18 protein-coding genes are annotated in these 21,784 nt (G+C 44.5%); 14 read left to right on the top strand and 4 right to left on the bottom strand.

What is annotated here, in order from left to right; all coding sequences use genetic code 11:
* The 9 genes from ICN49_RS05305 to ICN49_RS05265 form a co-directional block, all read left to right on the top strand.
* Positions 1–949: HD-GYP domain-containing protein (locus ICN49_RS05305; protein WP_216166495.1), on the top strand; the 949-nt coding region annotated here is incomplete at its 5' end.
* Between the two features lie 348 nt (positions 950–1,297).
* Entirely contained in the window at positions 1,298–2,164 is an 867-nt protein-coding gene (locus ICN49_RS05300) for a hypothetical protein (RefSeq protein ID WP_216166493.1), read from the top strand.
* A gap of 47 nt (positions 2,165–2,211) precedes the next feature.
* Positions 2,212–4,005 (top strand): amidohydrolase, encoded by a 1,794-nt coding sequence (locus ICN49_RS05295; RefSeq protein WP_216166491.1) that lies wholly within the window; start codon positions 2,212–2,214, stop codon positions 4,003–4,005.
* Between the two features lie 13 nt (positions 4,006–4,018).
* Positions 4,019–4,753, top strand: coding sequence for a hypothetical protein (locus tag ICN49_RS05290; protein ID WP_216166489.1), 735 nt, complete (start codon positions 4,019–4,021; stop codon positions 4,751–4,753).
* A gap of 22 nt (positions 4,754–4,775) precedes the next feature.
* The gene (locus tag ICN49_RS05285) at positions 4,776–5,903 is read left to right on the top strand and encodes a linear amide C-N hydrolase (RefSeq protein WP_216166487.1); all 1,128 of its coding nucleotides are present in this window, start codon (positions 4,776–4,778) and stop codon (positions 5,901–5,903) included.
* Between the two features lie 178 nt (positions 5,904–6,081).
* On the top strand, positions 6,082–6,879 hold the full coding sequence (locus tag ICN49_RS05280) for a hypothetical protein (protein WP_216166485.1): 798 nt from the start codon (positions 6,082–6,084) through the stop codon (positions 6,877–6,879).
* 857 nt (positions 6,880–7,736) lie between these two features.
* A complete protein-coding gene (locus ICN49_RS05275; protein ID WP_112294594.1) occupies positions 7,737–8,060 on the top strand; it encodes an SH3-like domain-containing protein in 324 nt (107 codons plus the stop codon).
* A gap of 11 nt (positions 8,061–8,071) precedes the next feature.
* On the top strand, positions 8,072–8,758 hold the full coding sequence (nthA, locus tag ICN49_RS05270; protein ID WP_216166483.1) for a nitrile hydratase subunit alpha: 687 nt from the start codon (positions 8,072–8,074) through the stop codon (positions 8,756–8,758).
* Positions 8,755–9,075 carry an SH3-like domain-containing protein gene (locus ICN49_RS05265; RefSeq protein ID WP_112294596.1) on the top strand — a complete coding sequence of 107 codons (321 nt, stop codon included), beginning with the start codon at positions 8,755–8,757 and terminating at the stop codon, positions 9,073–9,075. The genes nthA and ICN49_RS05265 overlap by 4 nt, the downstream gene beginning before the upstream one ends.
* 21 nt (positions 9,076–9,096) lie before the next feature.
* On the opposite strand, the gene ICN49_RS05260 is transcribed toward ICN49_RS05265, so the two are convergent.
* Positions 9,097–10,023, bottom strand: coding sequence for a hypothetical protein (locus tag ICN49_RS05260; RefSeq protein ID WP_216166481.1), 927 nt, complete (start codon positions 10,021–10,023; stop codon positions 9,097–9,099).
* Positions 10,024–10,439: 416 nt separating this feature from the next.
* Here ICN49_RS05260 and ICN49_RS05255 point away from each other — a divergent pair, with 416 nt between their 5' ends.
* From ICN49_RS05255 to ICN49_RS05245, 3 genes are all read left to right on the top strand, one after another.
* Positions 10,440–10,736: a hypothetical protein gene (locus tag ICN49_RS05255; RefSeq protein ID WP_216166479.1), complete on the top strand. Its 297-nt coding sequence runs from the start codon at positions 10,440–10,442 to the stop codon at positions 10,734–10,736.
* Between the two features lie 235 nt (positions 10,737–10,971).
* Entirely contained in the window at positions 10,972–11,331 is a 360-nt protein-coding gene (locus tag ICN49_RS05250) for a DMT family protein (protein ID WP_216166477.1), read from the top strand.
* 357 nt (positions 11,332–11,688) lie between these two features.
* Entirely contained in the window at positions 11,689–13,809 is a 2,121-nt protein-coding gene (locus ICN49_RS05245) for a GGDEF domain-containing phosphodiesterase (protein WP_216166474.1), read from the top strand.
* Between the two features lie 142 nt (positions 13,810–13,951).
* On the opposite strand, the gene tal is transcribed toward ICN49_RS05245, so the two are convergent.
* Positions 13,952–14,917 carry a transaldolase gene (gene tal, locus ICN49_RS05240; RefSeq protein WP_216166472.1) on the bottom strand — a complete coding sequence of 322 codons (966 nt, stop codon included), beginning with the start codon at positions 14,915–14,917 and terminating at the stop codon, positions 13,952–13,954.
* 99 nt (positions 14,918–15,016) lie between these two features.
* Between tal and rpiA the strand changes: the two genes are divergently transcribed.
* Positions 15,017–15,703 carry a ribose-5-phosphate isomerase RpiA gene (gene rpiA, locus ICN49_RS05235; RefSeq protein ID WP_216166471.1) on the top strand — a complete coding sequence of 229 codons (687 nt, stop codon included), beginning with the start codon at positions 15,017–15,019 and terminating at the stop codon, positions 15,701–15,703.
* Between the two features lie 271 nt (positions 15,704–15,974).
* On the opposite strand, the gene ICN49_RS05230 is transcribed toward rpiA, so the two are convergent.
* On the bottom strand, positions 15,975–16,247 hold the full coding sequence (locus ICN49_RS05230) for an oxidative damage protection protein (RefSeq protein WP_216166469.1): 273 nt from the start codon (positions 16,245–16,247) through the stop codon (positions 15,975–15,977).
* A 62-nt stretch (positions 16,248–16,309) separates the two neighbouring features.
* Positions 16,310–17,677, bottom strand: coding sequence for an amino-acid N-acetyltransferase (gene argA / locus ICN49_RS05225; RefSeq protein WP_216166467.1), 1,368 nt, complete (start codon positions 17,675–17,677; stop codon positions 16,310–16,312).
* 17 nt (positions 17,678–17,694) lie between these two features.
* Here argA and hrpA point away from each other — a divergent pair, with 17 nt between their 5' ends.
* On the top strand, positions 17,695–21,750 hold the full coding sequence (gene hrpA, locus ICN49_RS05220; RefSeq protein WP_439650848.1) for an ATP-dependent RNA helicase HrpA: 4,056 nt from the start codon (positions 17,695–17,697) through the stop codon (positions 21,748–21,750).
* The last annotated feature ends 34 nt before the right edge of the window (positions 21,751–21,784 follow it).

The raw sequence follows: 21,784 nt of genomic DNA, 5'->3' as shown, positions 1-21,784 counted from the left end.
GCGTGCTGCAGAGCTAGTTATTGCTAACGTAGAACTCAGTTTCCAAAATAAAGAAAAGGCAAAGCGGGTTGATGAGCTAGCCATTGCTAACGTTGAAAAAGCTGATCGTGCTGCAGAACTAATTATTGCTAATGATGAAAAAGCTGATCGTGCAGCAGAGCTAGTTATTGCTAACGTAGAACTAAGCTTCCAAAATAAAGAAAAGGCAAAGCGGGTTGATGAGCTAGCCATTGCTAACGTTGAAAAAGCTGATCGTGCAGCAGAACTGGAGGCCGCACTGTTGGGAAGGAAATCGGCCAATAAGAAAGTTTATCAAACTGAGTCGAAATTCTTGGCATGCCTTAATGCTCTTGCCATGGCTCGAGATAATGAAACGGGAAACCATATTCTTCGCACGCAGCACTACGTTAAAAAACTCGCATTGAGACTAAAAGAGATGGGAGGCTATAAAATAAAGTTGAGTGATGAAATGATTAAACTTTTATTTAAGGCTGCGCCATTACACGATATTGGAAAGGTGGGAATTCCCGATAGCATCCTACATAAGCCGGGACGATTAAATGATGAAGAGTGGCAGGTTATGAAGACGCACGCTACTATTGGCAGAGCTATTCTTGCTTCTGCTGAGCTCGAAACTCAAGGTGGCAGCGGGGTAATAACAGTAGCGATTCAGATTGCCGGCGACCATCACGAGAAATGGGATGGCTCTGGATACCCAAGTGGTTTAAAAGGCGAAGAAATATCGTTACCCGCACGCATCATGGCGCTTGCAGATGTTTATGATGCCTTGATGAGTAAGCGTATTTACAAGGCTGAATGGAGCCATGAGGATGTTGTGAGCGAAATAGCATCCCAGCGTGGCAAGCACTTTGACCCTCTAGTAGTGGACGCTTTTATGATGGAAAAGGCTGGATTTCTAGCTATCCATTCTAAATATACAGACGACTAACTGATTTAGGTCGTACTCTGCCTATTGAACATTACCAGAGTGATTGACTGCACCACCGTCCATCATTCCATGAAGAATAATTCCAACTGACGGCCATGCTTAGAGCTGGAAATCTGCTTTACATTCCATTCAATAACGAGCTATTTTAGGAATCCCAATGAAAGAAAGCGGGTATTTGACGCTAGCTAAATACCAGTTAACCGTTTGATGCTTCGGGGCCGACTTTGAGTACGCAACTATTTAGAACCATTGACTGCTAAGTTTTCGAGCTTTATACCCCCTGATATTAGGCATGGTTATAAAAAAGCCCCCATGGGAGACTCATTGGATTAAATAATGGGTATTCCAATGAAGATTTCTATTAAGGTCATGGCATTTCTATTGCTAGGCTCCAGCATTTCTAGTCTAGTTTTAGCTGATGAGGCTGTTGTTCCGAGGGTGCTCCCTTCAGTGGCTATTGAGCCAATTAAGCCAACGATCAATGCAGAGGATATTGCTAAAAAACTAGCAAATCCAATTGCCAATATGATCTCCGTACCACTTCAGTATCAATTCAGCCGTGGCATAGGCAAAAACCAAGGTGGCTCTGAGCAAACATTGCTATTTCAACCGGTAATTCCTTTTAATTTGGGCGGTGGCGATACTTTTGTTGTCCGTCCTATCGTGACTGGAGTGAGAGAAACTAGCATTCAAGGCCCCAATGGTCAGTCTGCATCAGGCTATGGGATTGCCGGTGTTACTGTGGAATCCTTTTATGCACCCAATACGAATTCATCTTGGATTTGGGGCATTGGTCCGTATGCCCAGTCTCCTTCAGGCAACAGCGGCCATTATGGCTCTCAGCAAACCGGTGCCGGTGTCACTGCGGTAGCCCTTAATCGTGATGGTCCTTGGACTTATGGCCTACTGGGATTTCAATCTTGGAGTGTAGGCGGCAACCCAACGTTTGGGACGCAAAATAATTTGTTTGGCGAACCTTTTATTGCATACACCACCAAATCTGCATTTACTTTTGTAAGTAATATGCAAGCGCAGTACAACTACGATTCACGTCGCACATCAAATCCGCTATATGTCGGTGTATCTAAAGTAGAAGTGATTGATGGAGTCCCAATTTCATTGGCTGCTGGCCCAATTTATTACCTCAGCAATACACCTGGAGGTCCATCGGGATGGGGCGGTCGGGCTACTGTCACCTTAGTAATTGCCAAGTAAGGGAATTTAACTCCTACTCTTCATTCAATATATAAAGGTATTTGGACATGACCACCATACTTAACCGGTTATTACTGGTTTCAGCTTCAGCTTTCTTTAGTGGGAACGTCTTAGCGACTGAATTTATCGACCCTCCTATTGTTGCTAAACCCACGATGATCACGGTCTATCTTGCTAAGAAGATTGTTACGATGGATCCAGCTTTGCCAGAAGCAAAAGCAGTAGCAGTTTCTGATGGAAAGATTATCTCTGTTGGCTCTTTAGCTGATTTAAAGCCATGGTTAGATCAATATCCTCACCAGATTAATCGCCAGTTTGAAAATAAAGTGTTGTATCCAGGGTTTATCGATCCCCATAACCATCCCATGTTGGCAGGATTGATTCAAACTGCTTTCCCCTTGACTTATTTGCCTTTACCAAGCCCATGGGGTAAAGCATTCCCAGGAGTGCCTAATCTCAAGGCGGCTATTGCTAAGTTGAAGGAATATTCAGCCTCTATTGCGGATCCCAATGAGTTATTGCTGGCATGGGGTTATGACATTCCCGCAATGAAACAAGTGCCCAACAAACAACTACTCGATGAGGTATCAACAACCAGACCGGTATTGGTTTGGGATGCTTCAGAACATACTATTTTTCTAAATTCTGCTGCACTCGCTAAATACTTAACTAATCCTGAGGAAGTAAAGAAAATACCGGGTGTTGAGATTAATCCTGATGGGTCTTTGACGGGTGCTTTTTTAAGCTCGCAAGCTACCCAATATGTCATTAAGCACACTGGTACGGATTTTATGAATCCAGAACGGCTCAATAAGGGCATGCTGTATGCCAATGACCAAGCACAACAGGGCGGCATTACCACCACCTCCGAAATGACTTTTGGGATTCTAGATATTGACTCCGAGAAGGTGATGATGAAAAAGTTCACCAGTTCAGACGTCACCTCCTTGCGTATTTCCCCTGTAGCTATGGCCGATAACTTTATTGGGAAATATGGAGATCAAGCCGTTGAGCAAGTGAAAGAATTGCAAAAACTCAATAACGATCGCCTGCTCTATAAAGGCGTGAAGTTTATGGGTGATGATGCTTATCTTTCACAAACGATGATGCTTGAAAACCCTGGATATACCGATGGACATCACGGAACTATTTTTTATCCAACGCCAGAAGCCTTCAAACAGGCGATGCAACCTTGGTGGAACGCTGGTTTTCAGATACACGTACATACCAACGGTAATGGCGGAAATAAAAATGTCTTAAATGCTTTGCAATTGTTGCAAGATGAAAAACCCCGTTTTGATCACCGTTTTACCTTTGAGCATTTTGGCGTGACATCTTCAATGATGATTCGCAAGGTCAAGGCCTTAGGCGCTGTCGCGAGCGTCAATCCAGCTTACTTTTATACCCGCGCTGGTATTCAGGCATCTTCCATTGGCACAGACCGAATTTCTTATGCAACCCGCGTAGGTGATTTGGTGCGAGAGGGGGTAATAGTAGGACTGCATTCTGATAATCCAGTAGCCCCACCATTGCCATTAACTGAGGTCTGGGCAGTCGTGAACCGTCAGAACCTCTATACCGGCAATAAAAAATGGGCGCCTGCTGAGGCTGTAACTGTGCAACAGGCTATGCGTATGGTAACGATCGATGCGGCCTATGTCATGGGGCTGGAGAACAAGATCGGCAGTATTGAGCCAGGAAAATATGCTGACTTCGTAGTGCTATCTGACGATCCGATGACAGTGCCTAAAGAGAAAATTAAAGATGTGCCAGTAATAGGAACAGTGATGGGCGGTAGATACATTCCGGTAACTGAAACCAATCATTCACGACCTTACTAATTTAATAGATCAAATGGCTCGAATTTCCAAAATACTCTGCTTCAGTTTGGCCTTACTCGGTCCGTTCTTGGCTCAAGCTGAAGAGTCCCTCTCCCCAATCCCTCAGGTCTTGCAAGAGTGGCGGTTTGATGTAACTCCTTACCTATGGTCTCCTGGCATTAATTCCTCATTATTTATTAATGGAGAATCCCGGGGTACGTCCAAGTTCTCTTCAAGCGATGTATTGAGTAATCTGAAATCAGGAGGCATGATTTCAGCAGAGGCGCATTACGGTCGCTGGGGGGTGATGGGAGATTTGGTTTCCGCAACCTTGCAAGAAACTGGCAATGTCAAAACTACTTTGCAACAGAACATTTTGACTGGGGCTGCTACTTACACCATCCTTAACAACAAAGATGCCTATGTAGATGGTTTATTAGGAGTTCGCAGTATTGCGGCCACGGCTACCATCACTGGTACTTCGGGCGGCTCCGGCTCTGTCTCTACGATCGATCCTATCGCCGGATTCAAAGGCCGTTATCGAATTGCCGATTCAACTTGGTATGTCCCTTTCTATGCGGATATTGGCGGCGGGGGCGGCAAAACCAATGTCACTTGGCAGACGATCTTGGGTGTTGGCAAAACCATTGAAAAGTGGGTCGATGTTTCGCTTTCGTATCGTTATTTGTATTACGACATGGAAGGTAGCGGCCTTTTGCAAAAGACTACCTTCAAAGGCCCACAGTTAGCCGCAACCTTTAACTTCTAATGAATTTAGCCAGAAAGAGTCTATGAAATCTCTAGCCAATTATCTTGTTGCCTCATCACTGCTATTTTCCTCTATTGGAAATACGATTGCCTGTACCGCAATCGTAGTAACCGATCTCAAAGGCAATGCCTACCATGCACGAACAATGGAGTTTAGTTTTCAACTGCCAAGCTCACTGACTTACTTTCCGGTCGGGACGCGAATTGAATCAGCAACCCCATCAGGCAATCAAGGACTCACCTTCAATACAAAATACGCCATTTTAGGTATGACCATTCCTGCAGTCACTACTGCTAAACAAGTATTGGTAATCGAAGGTGCTAATGATCAGGGGCTCAGTATTTCTGGGAATGAATTAAACAACTCCAGCGCGCCTCCTGTAGGTGCTAATCCATCAATTATCTTGTCAGGAGCGGATTTTGGAGCATGGATTTTAGGTAACTTTAAGACAGTTGCTGAAGTAAAGTCGGCCATGCAAGATGGCAAAGTTGAGTTTTGGCTGCCTAAGATCCCAATGGTAGACAACATGGTTTTGCCACTTCATTACGCCATTACCGATAAAGTTGGAAATGGTTTAGTCGTTGAATTTCAGAACGGCAAAAAACAAGTGTATGACAACCCAGTCAATGTATTAACTAACGGTCCTGAGTTCTCTTGGCATTTGACTAACTTGAATAACTATACCCAAAACAATATCAATCAAAATACAGGTCAGCTCGGTAAGCTAAAGCTGGCTACAGAAGATTCGGGTATTGCCTTATCAGCTCTGCCATCGTCCCAAACAGCGGCGGGTAGATTTGTAAAAGCAGCTTTTTATGCAAACTATGTCCGTAAAGCAAAGACACCAGACGAGGCAATCCTCACTTTGGGCCACATTATTAATAACTTTGATAGACCATATGACTTAACGGTTGATGGTCCTGGTGGAGTGGGGGATGGTCCAAGGACTAGTGGAAAGTCTACCGAAGTAACAGACTGGTCAGTGATGAATGACCTATCGAGAAACCTTCTGTATGTCAGAACCATTGAACAGCTCAATTGGACGGTGATTGATATGGCTAAGTTAAAAGATGTAGCAAAAATAAAAACTGTTTCAACCTATGCTGTGGGACGGGCTGGTGCTGAAGCATTTAATTTGTTCTATCAATAGAATTTTTAAGAACGATTATGGGTGGTAGATATATTCCGGTAACGGAATCGAATCATTCACGACCTAATGTAAAGCCAATCTATATCCAGTACTTCTAAAGCCATTAGAGCTCCACAATGTTACCTATTTCTAAATAGTTTTATTGGGATTGAGTTCATTTATCTAATAATTGAAAATTATGCATCCATTTTTAGAATCAAATTTAGAGTTAATTAAGTATGCTCCAGCTTTCTTTGCAGTTTCAATCTGCTTGTTTATGGGGTTGGGATGGCTTTTTGGGTCGTATCGAACGGGGAAACACGGAATAAAAAATATCGTTGTGAGAGACTCTTTGGCTGCTGCCATTTATGGTATGTCTGCCTTGGTGTTGAGTTTTACTTTTTCAAATGCATCAAATCATTACGATATCCGCAACGAAGCAGTTCGATCTCAGGCTAATGCAATTAAGGAAGTTTATCTATCCACAAGCTATTTACAGCCTGCCGATCAGAAGTCAATCACAAAATCTTTACGGGACTTGTTGGATTTAAGATTGTCCGCATATCAAGATAACAAAACTATCCATGAGGTTAACCTTGGCACCGAGAAAATATCTACACTGGTGAGGCAAATTAATGAGGATGTTGCAAAAGCTTCCTTAAGCGCACCTGTATCTAAAAAATATCTGGTTGGAGAAATTTTAGCACCGCAAATGCGTAATCTTGTAACAGTATTTGATGTCGGAGCAATTAAATTCAAATCTCATCCACCGCAGCTAGTAATTCATTTTCTATATCTTTTGCTGTGCATAGGCGGCGTGTTAAGTGGCTATACCATGGCGGTAAAAAATGAAACCGACTGGTTTATGGCTGTTATATACCTTTTGATGATGGGTATTGGCTTCCAGGTGATTTTGTCACTTGAAAATCCAACCTTATTAATGCCATACGTAGAATTTAATAAAGACCTATTGCATCTAAAAGAATCTTTATCCTAGATTTTATTGGGCCTGAAAAAATATTTAATTAATTCATAAGCCGTTTAAATGAAAAGATGCTGACTTGTCAATATGCGAATTGATCGACCCATCAGCGCAACATTTCGGACAGTTCACGACCCGTTTTAAGGCATCTATGATCTGGCGGTCAGTAAATTTTTAACGCTTCATGTAGAACTCCTCTTTATTCGAGAAAATTCTACCTCTTAGGCAAGTTAACCCGCGGGGAGATCACCGGATGAATCATCTTTGATTAATCGATGTAATTGATTCCCCCGCCCACATATTTAACTATAAAGTTGAAATATTAAGAAATCAGCGAACTTCATCACAATCTGACTGCCTTTTGTTGATTGCCATCATGAGTTTATTGTTGTCCATATATTGTCTACGGACTAGAAAGTAAAAAAGCCTTCGGAGCTATTAACTCTGAAGGCTTTTACTTATTTGGCTCCTCGACCTGGGCTCGAACCAGAGACCTACGGATTAACAGAGTATGTGAGACACGGTTTAACGCTGACGAGCTCAATCTAACACTTAATTAGGCGAGCAACATTTGCTATATATCTATCGGTTATTGTCTGCTATGAAACCCATATCAGCCACTCAAAACGGGACTTTTTGAGGCTTCTGACGGGCAGAGAACGGCCAACAGCAGTCCTTCGCCAATACTTAAATTCAAGTCCCAATAAGAGTGCAGGGGGGTAACCCTAGGTTTTGATGAAATAGCCTCTAAAGCATTTGACCTATATCAATGAGGTAGGTAATCTACTAGCAACAGACCTTCGAGCTGCCTTAGCGTCCTGCTAAGCCTGCCGCCTTAGATTTCGGATATAGTAAAACTTTTGGGGCGAAATATGAATGTTGAAGAATTAGGCTTAGATCTAGCCAAAGCTTCAAGCCCTGCTTTTTTGGTCAATGATTTAGTCAAAATCAAAAATAAAACTCCGGTTGGACACTACCGTACACCATTTTATGTACGTGGAAAAACGGGTCGTATTGAGCGTGTTTTAGATGAGTTCATCAATCCAGAAGAAGAAGCCTACGGCAAGAATGTAGGTAGCAAAGTTTGGCTTTATCGAGTTTCTTTTGCTCAACAAGAACTATGGCCAGAATATCAAGGTGCTTCGATAGATCAACTCCAGATTGAGATTTCTGAACATTGGCTTGAACCTGCTTAAGCGGAGAAAATATGACAGTTCCAGATCATCACGACCATGACCATAAGCACGATCACGATCATGACCACACCCATCCAGGTGTCACAAAAGACGAAGAGCCCTATGGCTACTATGCGACTCTTGAGCTAGCAGTACGTGAACTATTAATTGAAGCGGGGTTGATTACTGCTGATGAGCATCGTCGTCAGATTGAAATCTTAGATTCACGCTCTCCTGTACTTGGGGCCAAAATAGTTGCTCGTGCATGGACAGACCCCGAGTTTAAAAAACGCTTATTAGCGGATGGTTCTGCTGCATGTGAAGAACTGGGGATCACCATGTATGACGGCGCCCATCTCATTGTTCATGAAAATACTCCTCAAGTTCACAACATGGTGGTTTGTACGCTCTGTTCATGCTATCCACGTCCCGTGCTGGGCTTGCCACCAGACTGGTATAAGAACAAACAGTATCGAGCTCGAGCAGTCAAAGAGCCTCGTGCGGTCTTAAAAGAATTTGGCACTACCATCCCAGATCAAGTGAGTATCCATGTACACGATTCAAATGCAAACATGCGCTACTTAATTCTGCCTTTACGTCCAGCTGGAACTGAGCATTTGACTGAAGAAGAGTTAGCTAGTCTGGTAACCCGGGATGCGATGATTGGGGTTACTATTGTCAAATCATCATTAGTACAGACGAATAGGGGTCAAGCATGAGTTCAACAAAAGGCCTGATTTCACACTTACCAAATGATATCGGCGGGAAAGATGCTGACGCCATCAACATGGAAGAGCATCCGATGCTTCCTTGGGAAAAACGCTGTCATGCACTTTTGGACGTACTTGCTACCCATCAAATTGTTAACACTGAAGAAAAGCGTCGCGGCGTTGAGAATCTGGGATCTGAAATCATCGGTAATCTTACGTATTACGAGCGCTGGATTGTTTCAGCAGTCAATATATTATTTGAAAAGCGTATTTTGACCCCCGATCAAATTGCTAATAAAACTAAAGAGATTTCAGAGCGGAAGTAATGCAAATGAGAATGCTTATGCTTATTTAGGTGGAATATTCCATCTTTTGCGTAGCTCCTCTAATGGCTCGCGAGCATAATCAAAATAATTGATCCCAAGAACTAAATCAATATTGACCTCTTTACCTCTTTTTAGGGCGGTAGAAATGCGCTCGAGTCCATTAATTACTTCCATGTCATGTCCTAAGTGAGGAGCTCCAGCAACAATCGTTTTCAGTAAGCCACCTTGGAAAATACTAAGTACTCCCAAGAAATTCATTACTGCACTTTGTGATTCTGTAGCCATGGTGCTAAAAGCAGCTACTTCTATTTCTCCAATACCATCAGAATCATAATCTGCTAGAACATGAATCCAATCATGATGCGCTACCGCTTCATTGATACCACCAAGTACGCCAGGAAAAGTAAAGTTCTTTTTTTTGTAAAAATCCCAAAGACCTCTGCCTAAGCTACCAGCAGGGTATTGCTGCAGATTTTCATAGCGCGTGGCTATCTCATCTGATACTTCGAGAGTCATCATGGTTGCGCTCAGACCATACTTTTGATCTAGATCAGCAAAGTTAGGTGAGGTAAGATCTTTATCGTAAAAATAATTTGAGCGGTAGAAGTCTTGCTGGGCTTGAATGGTTAATTTCTTAGAAAGGTCTCGAACTAATGCTAGACCATTATTTTCAATGCCTAGTTTTTGAGCCCACAAATTAATAGCATTAGAAATTTCTGGTGAGATCGATGAACATAATAATTCAGTTGCGAGCATTAAATCGAGGACTTCATTGCGCTTTTGAGGTTCTGGCATTGCTAAAGAAAATTCCTCAATACTGAGGGGCTCCAGTGTATGGAAATCACAGTCATAGGACATGAGCTTATGAAAGATAGTCTTTAGGAATCGTGGTTGTATCTCATCGAACCAACCATTTTGGCGGCAGGTACTGACAACAGCTTGCGCCATCAGTGGCGCATCAGCAGGGGTTGTGTGCTTGAAGAACATATTTTCTATTTAACTTTGCTTGGTAAGTGAATAGGGTTTATCAAGATTTGCTTGCATCTCATGCGCTTATTCCCAAAGTATCAATAGATAAGTGCCAGAAAGTAAAGTGCATTATTGGAGGCATTCTAATTACTTTTATTTCTGGCACGGCTATTGCCCATCTATCAAGTGCCACTTCACTAGTGGCATACCCTCGGTATCGCAATTCTATCCATTCTAATTAGACTTATTTTTAATATAAGTAACTTAATAGTCTTATTTAGATCAAAAGGGGGTTAGAGTTTATCTAACAGAACTTCGAGCTGCCTTAGCGTCCTGCTAAGCCTATCGCCCCAGATTTCGGAGTTTCTACACTTCACTGCGAAAGAGAGTTCAAAATGGCTTATGGAATTATTCACTTTTATCCAAATGGGACTAAATCTCAATATGATGCTGAAATTGCAGTAGTTCATCCTCATGGTGGGGCAGGCCTTCCAGCGGGTCAGCTATATCATGCAGCTGGACCTTCCCCTGGTGGCTGGTCAGTAGTTGCTATTCATGACTCTAAAGAAACTTGGCAGAAATTTTTAGATGGTGTTTTATTACCCACAATCCAATCGCAAATTAAAGATGGGTTTAAATCTGAACCTCAGGCAACCTATTTCGAGGTTGACCACTTACAAGAATCCCAATAACTCATTTTGAAATAAGCAGACCACATAAAAAATGATTAGATGCCTGCAATAAGACCTGCTTCGGCAGGTTTTTTTGTTGTCTGGTCAATGACTGCTTTGGGTCGAGTAGAGTCTCCGAGGCTTAAGTAGAGCGATTGTCTGCTTCATAACTTAAAACAGTCTTAAGTGAAAATTGAATTTTACTAGCAGGGGGGGCTTAGCCAACCCGCTTTAAGGTTAACGGGTAGTATTGCGCATGGTTAATTTATCTAGCTTTTTTGGCCCACTTTCCTTTATCGGGCTTCTTGCGCTTTCCAATGTCTTTATGACCTTTGCGTGGTATGCCCACCTAAAGAATTTATCTTCAAAGCCTTGGTGGATGGCGGTATTCGCAAGCTGGGCAATTGCTTTGTTCGAATATGCTTTTCAGGTTCCAGCAAACCGTATTGGATTTCAATACTTCTCACTTGGGCAACTTAAGATTACTCAAGAAGTAATAACTTTGGCCGTGTTTGTGCCGTTCGCTATTTTTTATATGGATGAGCCGTTTAAGACTGATTACATTTGGGCTGGACTATGCCTATTGGGCGCTGTCTATTTTATGTTTAGAAGCTAAGGTATTTATAGGAGCTCTTTGATCTTCAGTCAAGAGGAGCTTAGGCCGCCAAAGAATGCTATATCTAGTTCTTTGCTAACTGACCATAGTCCCTTATGGGTCGGTAGTTGCCCAACGCTAGAAACTTACCCAAAGTCTCAAACCGGCCATGAGGAGTCTTTCGCTGGCGTCTAAAAAAATCCCAATAAGAGTACGGGGTGATAACCCTCGGTTTTCATTCAATAGCGCCTAAATCATTTGACCTATATCACTATGATGGGCATTCTACTGGCAACAGACCTTTGAGCTGACTTGGCATTCTGCCAAACCTACCGCCCCAGATTTCGAATATCGTTCTATCCTCGGGGGGGTCTTGCTTTGCCTATTACACTGTTTAATCTCAATTCTGAAGATACCCTCAAGCTTGCTCTTAGGGTGATTGATTCTGCTAGTGACATTATTCTCATTGCCGAAGCTGAGCCTATTGAAGAACCTGGACCCCGTATTGTTTATGTTAATAAGGCCTTTGTTAACGAAACGGGCTTTTCTGCATCAGAAGTGATTGGGAAAACCCCTCGAATTTTACAAGGGCCCAAGACGGATAAAGTCACGATCGGGCGAATTAGTGCTGCTTTGAAAAAGTGGCAACCCATTCGTGAAGAGGTACTTAATTACAAAAAGAATGGCGAAGAATTTTGGCAAGAACTGAATATTTTTCCTGTCACTGATCAAAGCGGGCGATATACCCATTGGGTTTCAATTCAACGCAATATCAGCGCACGCAAGACATCTGAAAAAATTCATTTAGAAACAAAATATTTTTTGGAGCAATCACAACAACGTTTAATACTGGCGACTGATGCTGGAGGTATCGGTATCTGGGATTGGAATATTCTGACTGGCGAAGTCAAGCACAATCAATGCTGGATAGAATTACTAGGGGAAGATCCAGGGCAGACCTATTTCTCTGTTGAGGATTTTAAAAACCGCATTCATCCTGAGGATTTAAGTGTAATTCTCGATCGCTTAAACGTATCGCTTGCTACGGGCAAGGAGTACCAGGCTAAGTACAAAATGGTACGAGGTGATGGTCGTGTAGTTTGGGTGGAAGATAAAGGGGCGATTGTAGAGCGATCTGAGTCGGGAGAACCGCTGCGAATGGTGAGCACCATTAAAGATATAAGTGAGCAAGTGGCCGCTCAAGAAAAGATACAAGAACTCATCTTTTTTGATTCCTTAACTAATCTCCCTAATCGCCAGTACATTCAAGACCGAATTCATCGGACCATTAGTGAATCGGCTCGCAATAAAACCTATTCTGGATTGATGTTTTTGGACCTGGATAACTTTAAAAATGTAAATGACACCTATGGTCATAATATTGGAGATGTGCTTCTTAAAGAATTTGGCGCCCGAATACAGAAGGCCATACGGCCTAAAGATATCGTTGCTCGCATTGGTGGGGATGAGTTTTTAATCCTGTTTGAAGAGATTGGCACTACTCTTGCAGATGCCAAAAAAATACTGGAAGAAGCGATTGAGCGTATTTTAGAGGGGTTCACTGAGCATCATGATCTGGGTGATGGGGTTTATGTTCAGGCTAAGGCAAGCATTGGCATCGTTATATTTGGCGATCAAGAGAGTCAATTTGATGATATTTTTAAGTATGCCGATTTAGCCATGTATGCAGCCAAGAGTGATCCACATCTCAGCCATCGCTTCTTTGATATTGGTTTAATGGAGCAATTTAAGCAAAAAAGTAATTATTTTGCTCGCTTAAAGAATGCCTGCGCATTAAAACAAATATCGACCGTGTATCAACCAGTAGTCGATCGCAACCAAGACGTAGTGGCCTATGAGGCTTTAGCGCGTTGGAACGATCCTGAATTCGGAATAGTCATGCCGGATGACTTTATTCCATTTGCCGAAAAAAATGGTTTGATTATTGAAGTAGGTAATACCATTATTGAAAATATTTTCAGCAATCAAGATCTTTGGAATTCCCCAGAAAATGATCAGCAGCCTGATGTCATGATCAACATTAGCGCCCATCAGTTGATGAACTTGGGTTTTGCTAAGAAATTTATTGCTAGTTGTGAGCAATTTCATATTCCAATGAATCGGATTCATCTTGAAATCACTGAGAGTATTAATATTGGGAATGTAGATGCAGCGATTGAAGTCATGTTGTTTCTTAATAAGCAAGGTGTGAAATTTGCTCTTGATGATTTTGGTACGGGCTTCTCTTCGCTGACCTATTTGCAAAAACTCCCTATTCAATATTTGAAGATTGATAAGTCCTTTGTTGCGGGCTTAGGCGTTAGCTCTGATGATGAAGCTATCGCTACTAATATCCTGATATTGGCTCGAGGGCTTGGGATAAAAGTGATTGCTGAAGGGGTCGAGACCCAAGCACAGTTTGAGTGGCTCCTCTCAAAAGGCTGCGATTATTTCCAGGGCTGGTATTTTGGTCACCCTGTTGATAGTCTTAAATTTTGATGATTTTCTGTGGATAGTAAATGTCCGTTGTGGGTCGGTAGCGGTCATTACGGAGACGATGCACACAAAAGATCATTGCTTTCGAAAGAAGATTCTGCATGCAGAGTGCTAGGCACTCAATAAGTACTAGCCTCAATCTCCATTATTTAGCGAGTAGTACTTCTAGCTTTTCTGTGTCGATGCAGAAATTACGGATGCCTTCAGCAAGCTTCTCTGTTGCCATGGCGTCATTATTCAGTTGCAGGCGAAAGTTTGATTCATCAAGCTTAAGCTCAGTAATATTTTCATCAGCCAAGGCCTTGGCAGCATTGCTGGGGTCAAGCTTTTGATTGACCGCTTTGTTGCTAGTCTGCAGTTCGGCAAGTAGCTCTGGGCTGATCGTGAGCAAGTCGCAACCAGCCAATTCCAGAATCTGGCTAGTGTTTCTAAAGCTGGCACCCATAATTTCAGTCTTGATGCCAAAGTGCTTGTAGTAATGAAAGATGCGCTTGACAGATGTCACGCCGGGATCATTGGCGCCACCGTGATCGACATCACTCCAGTTGCTCGCGAGTTTGGCTTTATACCAATCGGTAATGCGTCCGACAAATGGTGAAATCAGTTTTGCATTAGCGGCTCCACAAGCTGCAGCTTGAACTAAAGAGAAGAGCAAAGTCATATTGCAATGAATGCCTTCAGCCTCAAGCTCTTTTGCTGCAGCAATGCCTTCCCAGGTACCTGCTAATTTAATCAACACGCGTTTGCGATGAATTCCATGGGATTCATATAACTGAATCAGGTGCTTAGCTTTTGTAACGGTGGCTTTGGTATTAAATGACAGGCGAGCATCAACTTCTGTCGATACGCGGCCAGGGACAATCTTGAGAATCTCCAATCCAAAAGCGACCAAGATGTAATCCACCAGATCGGTAGGCTGCATGCCCGGATGGGCTTGCTTGACTGAGGCAACGAGGGCTTGATAGTTGCTCTGTTGGGCCGCTTTGAGGATGAGAGATGGGTTGGTAGTGGCGTCTTGCGGCTGAAATTCCTGCATACGCTCAAAATCACCCGTATCCGCTACTACGGTGGTCAAAGTCTTAAGTTGGCTCAGTGTTGAAGTGCTGGTCATAGGGAAACGGAACGCTCTTTATTAGGATTGCCTCTGAATATCATATGATAGATGGAATAATGCATTTGCTCCACAATCTACAAGGGTATTGGCTACATCATGAATCAGGATCAGTTAAAACAAATGGTGGGAGAGGCAGCTCGCGATGAGGTGCTTAAGCTCGCCCCCGGGCAAGTTCTGGGTGTTGGGACAGGCTCTACGGCCAACTGCTTTATTGATGCCTTAGCGCCCCACAAAGATCATTTTGCAGGCACGGTTTCTAGCTCTAACGCGACGACTGAACGTTTACTAAAGCATGGATTTAAGGTTCTCAATCCCAATGATGTCACTGGCTTACCTGCCTATGTAGATGGCGCAGATGAAATTGATCCAGCCGGCCACATGATTAAAGGTGGTGGCGGTGCCTTGACCCGCGAAAAGATCATCGCCTCCATGGCTAAGCAATTTATTTGTATTTGCGATTCCTCCAAGCAAGTACCTGTTTTGGGCAACTTTGCCTTGCCCGTTGAAATTATCCCTTTGGCTCAAGGTGTTGTTACCAGAGAGCTTGAAAAGTTGGGTGGCAAGGTTTCATTGAGATTGGTAAAAGGGGCGCAGGAGCCTTTTGTCACAGATAACAGTGGCTGGATTTTGGATGTTGCCGGCTTGAAGATTGCAGACCCGAAAAGCATGGAGTCTCAAATCAACCAGATTGCTGGCGTGATTACTGTTGGCTTGTTTGCTAAAGAGAAGGCCAACATTCTGCTGGTGAGTAATGCTGCCGGCGTTGCGCGGATCATCCTCTAATTAAAAAACCCGACGGGGGAATGAATCTCCCATCGGGTCTGTTTGCCATGATGATCATGGCGCAGACAATCGGAAGGTAATTTGTTCCGATGCCCATGAGTGCATAGATGCGCTCATTTAAAGTGGCTTTCGCCAATGCGAATCAACACTATAACTGTCAACCCACGATTCAATCCTATGCTTCCAAATTCCTGAAGTCAACACGTCTTGAAAATATATTTTCAGAATGTGTTGCAAGTGTTGCGCCAAATCAATTGTTGGGATGCAGCACTCAGTCTGCGGGCGGAACGTAACCTTGAGCAGTGTCAGCGCCACCTTCGAAGAAATGTTTTTCAACTTGCTTTAGTAGGTACTGGCGTGCACGTGGGTCAGCCATATTCAGGCGATTCTCATTGATCAACATCGTTTGCTGTTTGAGCCAAGCTGCCCAAGCTTCTTTGGAGACTTGATTCCAAATCTTTTTACCCAAATCACCTGGAAGTGGAGCGAAATCTAAACCTTCAGCCTCTTTATTGAGTTTGATGCATTGAACCATGCGTGCCATCTGTAATGCCTTTCTAAATACTAATTATCTATTGGTGAGGCTAATAAATTGTGAATGTGATCTTATAGGTCTTTGGTTAAGACCATGGATTTGCGATCCCAGTTGTAGATTTGCTTTCTTTCTTCAGGCAAATCATCAACGCTAGCTCTTTTGAATCCGCGCTTTAAGAACCAGTGCTCGGTTCTTGTGGTTAGAACAAACAAACGCTTGATGCCTTCTTGTTTGGCACGCATTTCGACGCGTTTTAATAAGCGCTCACCATCACCTGATCCCTGTACATCTGGATCAACGGCTAAGCAGGCAAGCTCCCCAACGCCGTTAGGGAATGGGAAGAGGGCGGCGCAACCGAACAATACGCGGTCATGCTCAATTACTGAAAAGCGTTGAATATCGCGCTCAATCACATCCTGTCCGCGAGCAGCCAAGATGCCTTCTTCTTCAAGAGGCATAGTGAGTTGCAAAATACCGCCGACATCATCTTGGTTGGCTTCACGTAAGTTCTCAATATCTGAAGACGCCAACATCATGCCAATACCATCGTGGGTAAATAATTCTTCCAATAAGGCGCCATCTTGATTGCATGGGAGGAAGTGAACACGGCTTACACCAGCACGAATCGCCCTGCCAGAGATGTTGAGTAAACTCTTCATACCCAAGTCGAGCTCTTGATGATGTTGGCCTACATATTCTTGAAGTTGTGGCATGGAAAGTTCGGTGATGTAATCACCTTCTTCATCTTTCAATCCAGCATGTGGGCTTAAGAAAATCAATTTATCGGCTTTTAGTGCGGCAGCGGTGGAAGCTGCAACATCTTCGAATGCCAAGTTAAATGCCTGTCCTGTTGGAGAAAATCCGAGCGGGGAAAGCAAGACGATCTTGTTGCTATCAAGAGATAACTTGATCGAGGTCGAATCTACTTTACGTACGAGGCCAGTATGAATGTAATCAATCCCTTCAACCACGCCTACTGGCATTGCCGTAATAAAGTTTCCCGAGATTACAGAGATGCGTGATCCTGCCATCGGGGTATTTGGTAAGCCACGACTAAATGCTGCTTCAATATCGAGACGCAATTCACCGGCAGCTTCTTTAACGCACTCAAGTGCAGCGGCGTCAGTAATTCGATAGGCATGTATGCTGCTCTTACCAAACTTGCTTTTAATCTTTCTGAGCATGAGTTGTTCTTCAATTTGGGGACGTATGCCGTGTACAAGGACAATTCTCATGCCCATTGCGTGGAGCATAGCGATATCTTCGATCAGGTTCTCAAGACCAATTTCTTGAACCAGTTCTCCAGCAAAGGCAATAACAAAGGTCTTTTCGCGAAAGCTATGAATGTACGGCGCAACGTCGCGTAGCCAGCCTACGAAAGGAAAGTTTGAGCTGGATTCTTCGCTGCTTTGAGCGGGGTTTGGTGCATTTGTTGGCATAGTGAGAAAATTATAGGGTGCAAGAGCCCATAAACCAACAAAAACCCCCAGAGAGTGCCAAGCCTGTGCCTGCTTCCAACACCTCGCGCAAGCTAGAGATCCGCTTTCCGGAAGAGTTGCCAGTCTCTGGACAGCGTCAAATCATCAAGGATGCCTTGCAGTCGCACCAGGTGGTGATTGTTTGCGGCGAGACGGGATCAGGTAAGACCACTCAGTTACCGAAGATCTGCCTGGATATGGGCAGAGGAACCATGAACGGTGGCAAGCTCATAGGTCATACCCAGCCACGTCGTATTGCAGCGACCGCTACCGCCAAGCGCATTGCCCAAGAGCTGGGAACACCTATGGGACAGGATGTGGGCTACCAAGTGCGCTTCTCCGATAAGACGGGCCCGAATGCCTCCATCAAATTAATGACTGACGGCATCTTGTTGGCCGAGACCCAGAGAGACCCTCAGTTGCGCGCCTATGACACGCTGATCATTGATGAGGCACACGAACGCAGTCTGAATATCGACTTTCTCTTGGGTTATCTCAGGCGTCTGCTGCCAAAGCGCCCCGATCTCAAGCTCATCATCACCTCAGCCACGATCGATGCACAGCGCTTTGCGGAGCACTTTACGATCAATGGCAAGATTGCGCCGGTCATTGAGGTCAGCGGCAGGTTATTCCCTGTTGAGCAGCGCTATGTGCCTTTAGAGCCTGATGTCAAACCTGACGGCAAAAAAGAATCCAAAGAAGCAAAAGAAATACCCGATGCAGTAGCTGAGGCGATTGCCAACGTATGGCGTGAGGGCGCTACCGGTGCTGGCGATGTACTGGTTTTCTTACCTGGTGAGCGAGAGATACGAGATTGCGCCGAAGTATTACGCAAAGACCATGTTCTGGCCCAACGCTTTCATCCGGAAGTCTTCAGTTTATTTGCACGCCAATCGATTGCTGAGCAGGAGAGGGTTTTTAGTCCTGGCAATGGTCGCCGCATTATTTTGACGACGAACGTAGCTGAGACCTCTTTAACTGTGCCGAATATTCGTTATGTGATTGATAGTGGCTTAGCTAGGGTCAAGCGTTACTCCTATCGCAATAAGGTTGAGCAACTGCAAGTTGAGCCGATATCGCAAGCTGCCGCCAATCAACGGGCGGGTCGTTGCGGACGTGTTTCAGATGGTATTTGTATACGTCTATATAGCGAGCTAGATTATCTTGCCCGACCTAAATTTACTGATCCAGAAATCTTACGCAGTTCATTAGCCGCAGTCTTGCTGCGCATGAGCGCATTGCACCTACCGAAGATTGCAGAGTTTCCCTTTATTGATAAACCATTGGGTAGAGCAATTGCAGATGGTGTTCAGCTATTAGATGAGTTGGGCGCCATTGAATATGATGAAGCGCAAGATGCCGATGGAAAAGACCTTAACAATAACTTCAGGCTTACTGCAATCGGTAAGCAGCTCGCTGATCTACCCTTAGATCCTCGAATTGGCAGAATATTGTTGGCAGCAAAAGATCAAAATGCATTGCGTGAAGTCACCATCATTGCATCAGCGCTTGCTACTCAGGATCCACGCGAAAGGCCACTTGAGCAAGCCGCAGCCGCTGACCAAGCGCATCTGCAGTTTGCCGATGAGCGTTCTGAGTTTCTCAGTTTTGTAAAACTCTGGGATTGGTATCAAGATGCCTTGCAACATAAACATAGCAATCGCCAATTAGAAACCCTCTGTAGAAGTAAATTCCTGTCACCGCGTCGCTTACGAGAGTGGCGCGACGTGTATGGTCAATTGCATACGATGTTGGGTGAGAAGGGTTGGAAAGAAAACGGCCTAGCCGCAACGTATGAACAAATTCACTTATCGCTACTAACCGGCTTGCTAGGTTATGTGGCCAAAAAAGAAGAAGACGAAAAATCACAAGAGCGCGGTAGTAAGACTGGCGGCTATATCGGCGCTAGAGGGATACGGCCATTTATTTGGCCTGGCTCAACCATTGGCAAGAAAGCGGGTGCGTGGATTTTGGCAGGTGAGCTGCAAGAGACCAATCGGATGTACGCTCGCACGATTGCCAAGATCGAACCGCAGTGGGTTGAGCGTGTAGCAGCGCATCGCCTCATTAAGTCCTTAAGCGACCCATTTTGGGATAACCGCCAAGGCGAAGTCATGGCCTTTGAACGGGGCACTTTGTATGGCTTGCCGATTTATCACGGTAGGCGAGTGCGCTATGAGCCCCATGACCCCGTGATGGCGCGCGAACTATTTATACGCCAAGCATTGGTTCAAGAAGAAATGTTTGGTCGGATGGATTCTCCAGGGCTTGAGCGTGAGACCGAGACCGATGCTAAGAAAAAATATCCAGACTGTTTTGGATTTTTTTGGCACAACCGCAGACTTATCAAAGACATTGAGGCTCTAGAGCATCGTTCACGTAGGCCTGACGTCTTGGTCGATGATGAATTGCTCTTTGCTTTTTATGACTCGCGCATACCAAACAGTGTTTCCAGTAGAGAAGGCATGAAGATCTGGTTGAAAAAGCCAGATTCAAGCGGTGAAAAACCTGATACTCAGCTGCGCCTAGCAAAAGCGGATTTGATGCGCCATGAAGCAGCGGGCATTACGGTGGATCGTTACCCCAAAAAGATGACGGTAGGCGGTACAGAGTTGGGGATGACCTACCACTTTGAGCCTGGCAGCCCCAAGGATGGTGTAACGCTGGTAGTGCCACTCACGCTGTTAAATCAGGTGGATGGCCGTCGCTGTGAATGGCTAGTACCTGGTATGTGTGAAGAAAAGACTTTGTTATTACTCAAGTCCTTGCCGCAGAAACTGCGGCGCCACTGCGTACCGTTGCCAGAGTATGCCAAGTCCTTTTTGGAGCGCATGCTCGAAGAAAAGCACTTTGGTGTGGGAGATTATTTAGATAGCTTGATTGCCGATATTCGCAAAGAAAAAGGTTTGGAGATCAAGCGCACAGACTTTAGGCCAGAAGCGTTGCCAGCCCATTCATCCATGAACTATCGCCTGATTGATGAGCATGGTCGTCAATTAGATGTGGAGCGTAACTTATCTCGTTTGCGCGCCGAATATGGTGAGACTGCTAGAAGCGCCTTTCAGGCGATTGCTCAAGAGGCTGCTCAGGTCGAGTTTGGCGTTGAGGCTAAGCCAGCAACAGTATTAGGAAAAGCATCCCCAGGAGACGCTGCTCGTAAAGTCGAGCAGGGTGGCTATAAGTCTTGGGAGTTTGGTGAGCTGCCAGAAACCTTGGAGATTCAAAAAGGAAATCGAACCTTATTTGGATATCCTGCGCTCGTAGACCGTATCGATGCATGTGACTTAGAAGTGTTTGATGACTTGGTAGAAGCCAGAAAGCAGCACTGGCAAGGATTGCGTCGCCTCTTCTCCATATCGAATAAAGAAACCCTGAAGGCTTTGCAAAAGCAATTACCAGGCATTCGTGAATTAGGTCTTTTATTTATAAATGTGGGGTCTGTCGATAACTTGATAGAGCAGATTCTGAATTTGGCGGTTGAGCGAGCCTTTTTAATGGACCCGTTACCAACTAGTGCAAGCCTGTTCGAGTCGCGCCTCCAAGAAGGTAAGCCGCGTTTAGCGTTGATTGCCCAGGAGATTTCTCGGCATGCCCTCAATGCATTGCAGGCATACGCAGACTTGCAGAAAAAACTCCCCCAAGCAAAGGCAGCTTCTGCTGCAGCCCATGCGGATATTCAGACGCAGATTCAAGGTTTGGTGTTCCCAAAATTTGTATCTGATATCCCCTACATGCAACTAGTGCATCTGCCGCGCTATTTAAAAGGGGTGGCGATGAGGATCGATAAGTTGCGCGCTAACCCAAGTCGTGATGCTCAGTGCCAAAAGGACTGGGAGTCCGTTCAGCGTCCTTGGCAAAAATTACTTCAAGGCAGCAAGGGTTCAGCCTCTTATGCCATGGTGGAAGATCAAGCCTTGCAAGACTTTCGCTGGCAGCTGGAAGAGCTCAGGGTGGCCCTATATGCACAGGAACTAAAAACCCCAACGCCAATGTCATTAAAGCGTCTCGAAAAGGTTCTAACGAGCTTACGTTAGGCCAAATCTGGGTTTTAGGTCCCCTTGGATTGCT

Origin of the sequence: Polynucleobacter finlandensis, assembly GCF_018881755.1 — a bacterium.
GTDB classification, from domain to species: Bacteria; Pseudomonadota; Gammaproteobacteria; order Burkholderiales; family Burkholderiaceae; genus Polynucleobacter; species Polynucleobacter finlandensis.
The sequence above is the reverse complement of the archived record's forward strand: the minus strand, read 5'-3'. Positions and strand labels throughout refer to the sequence as shown.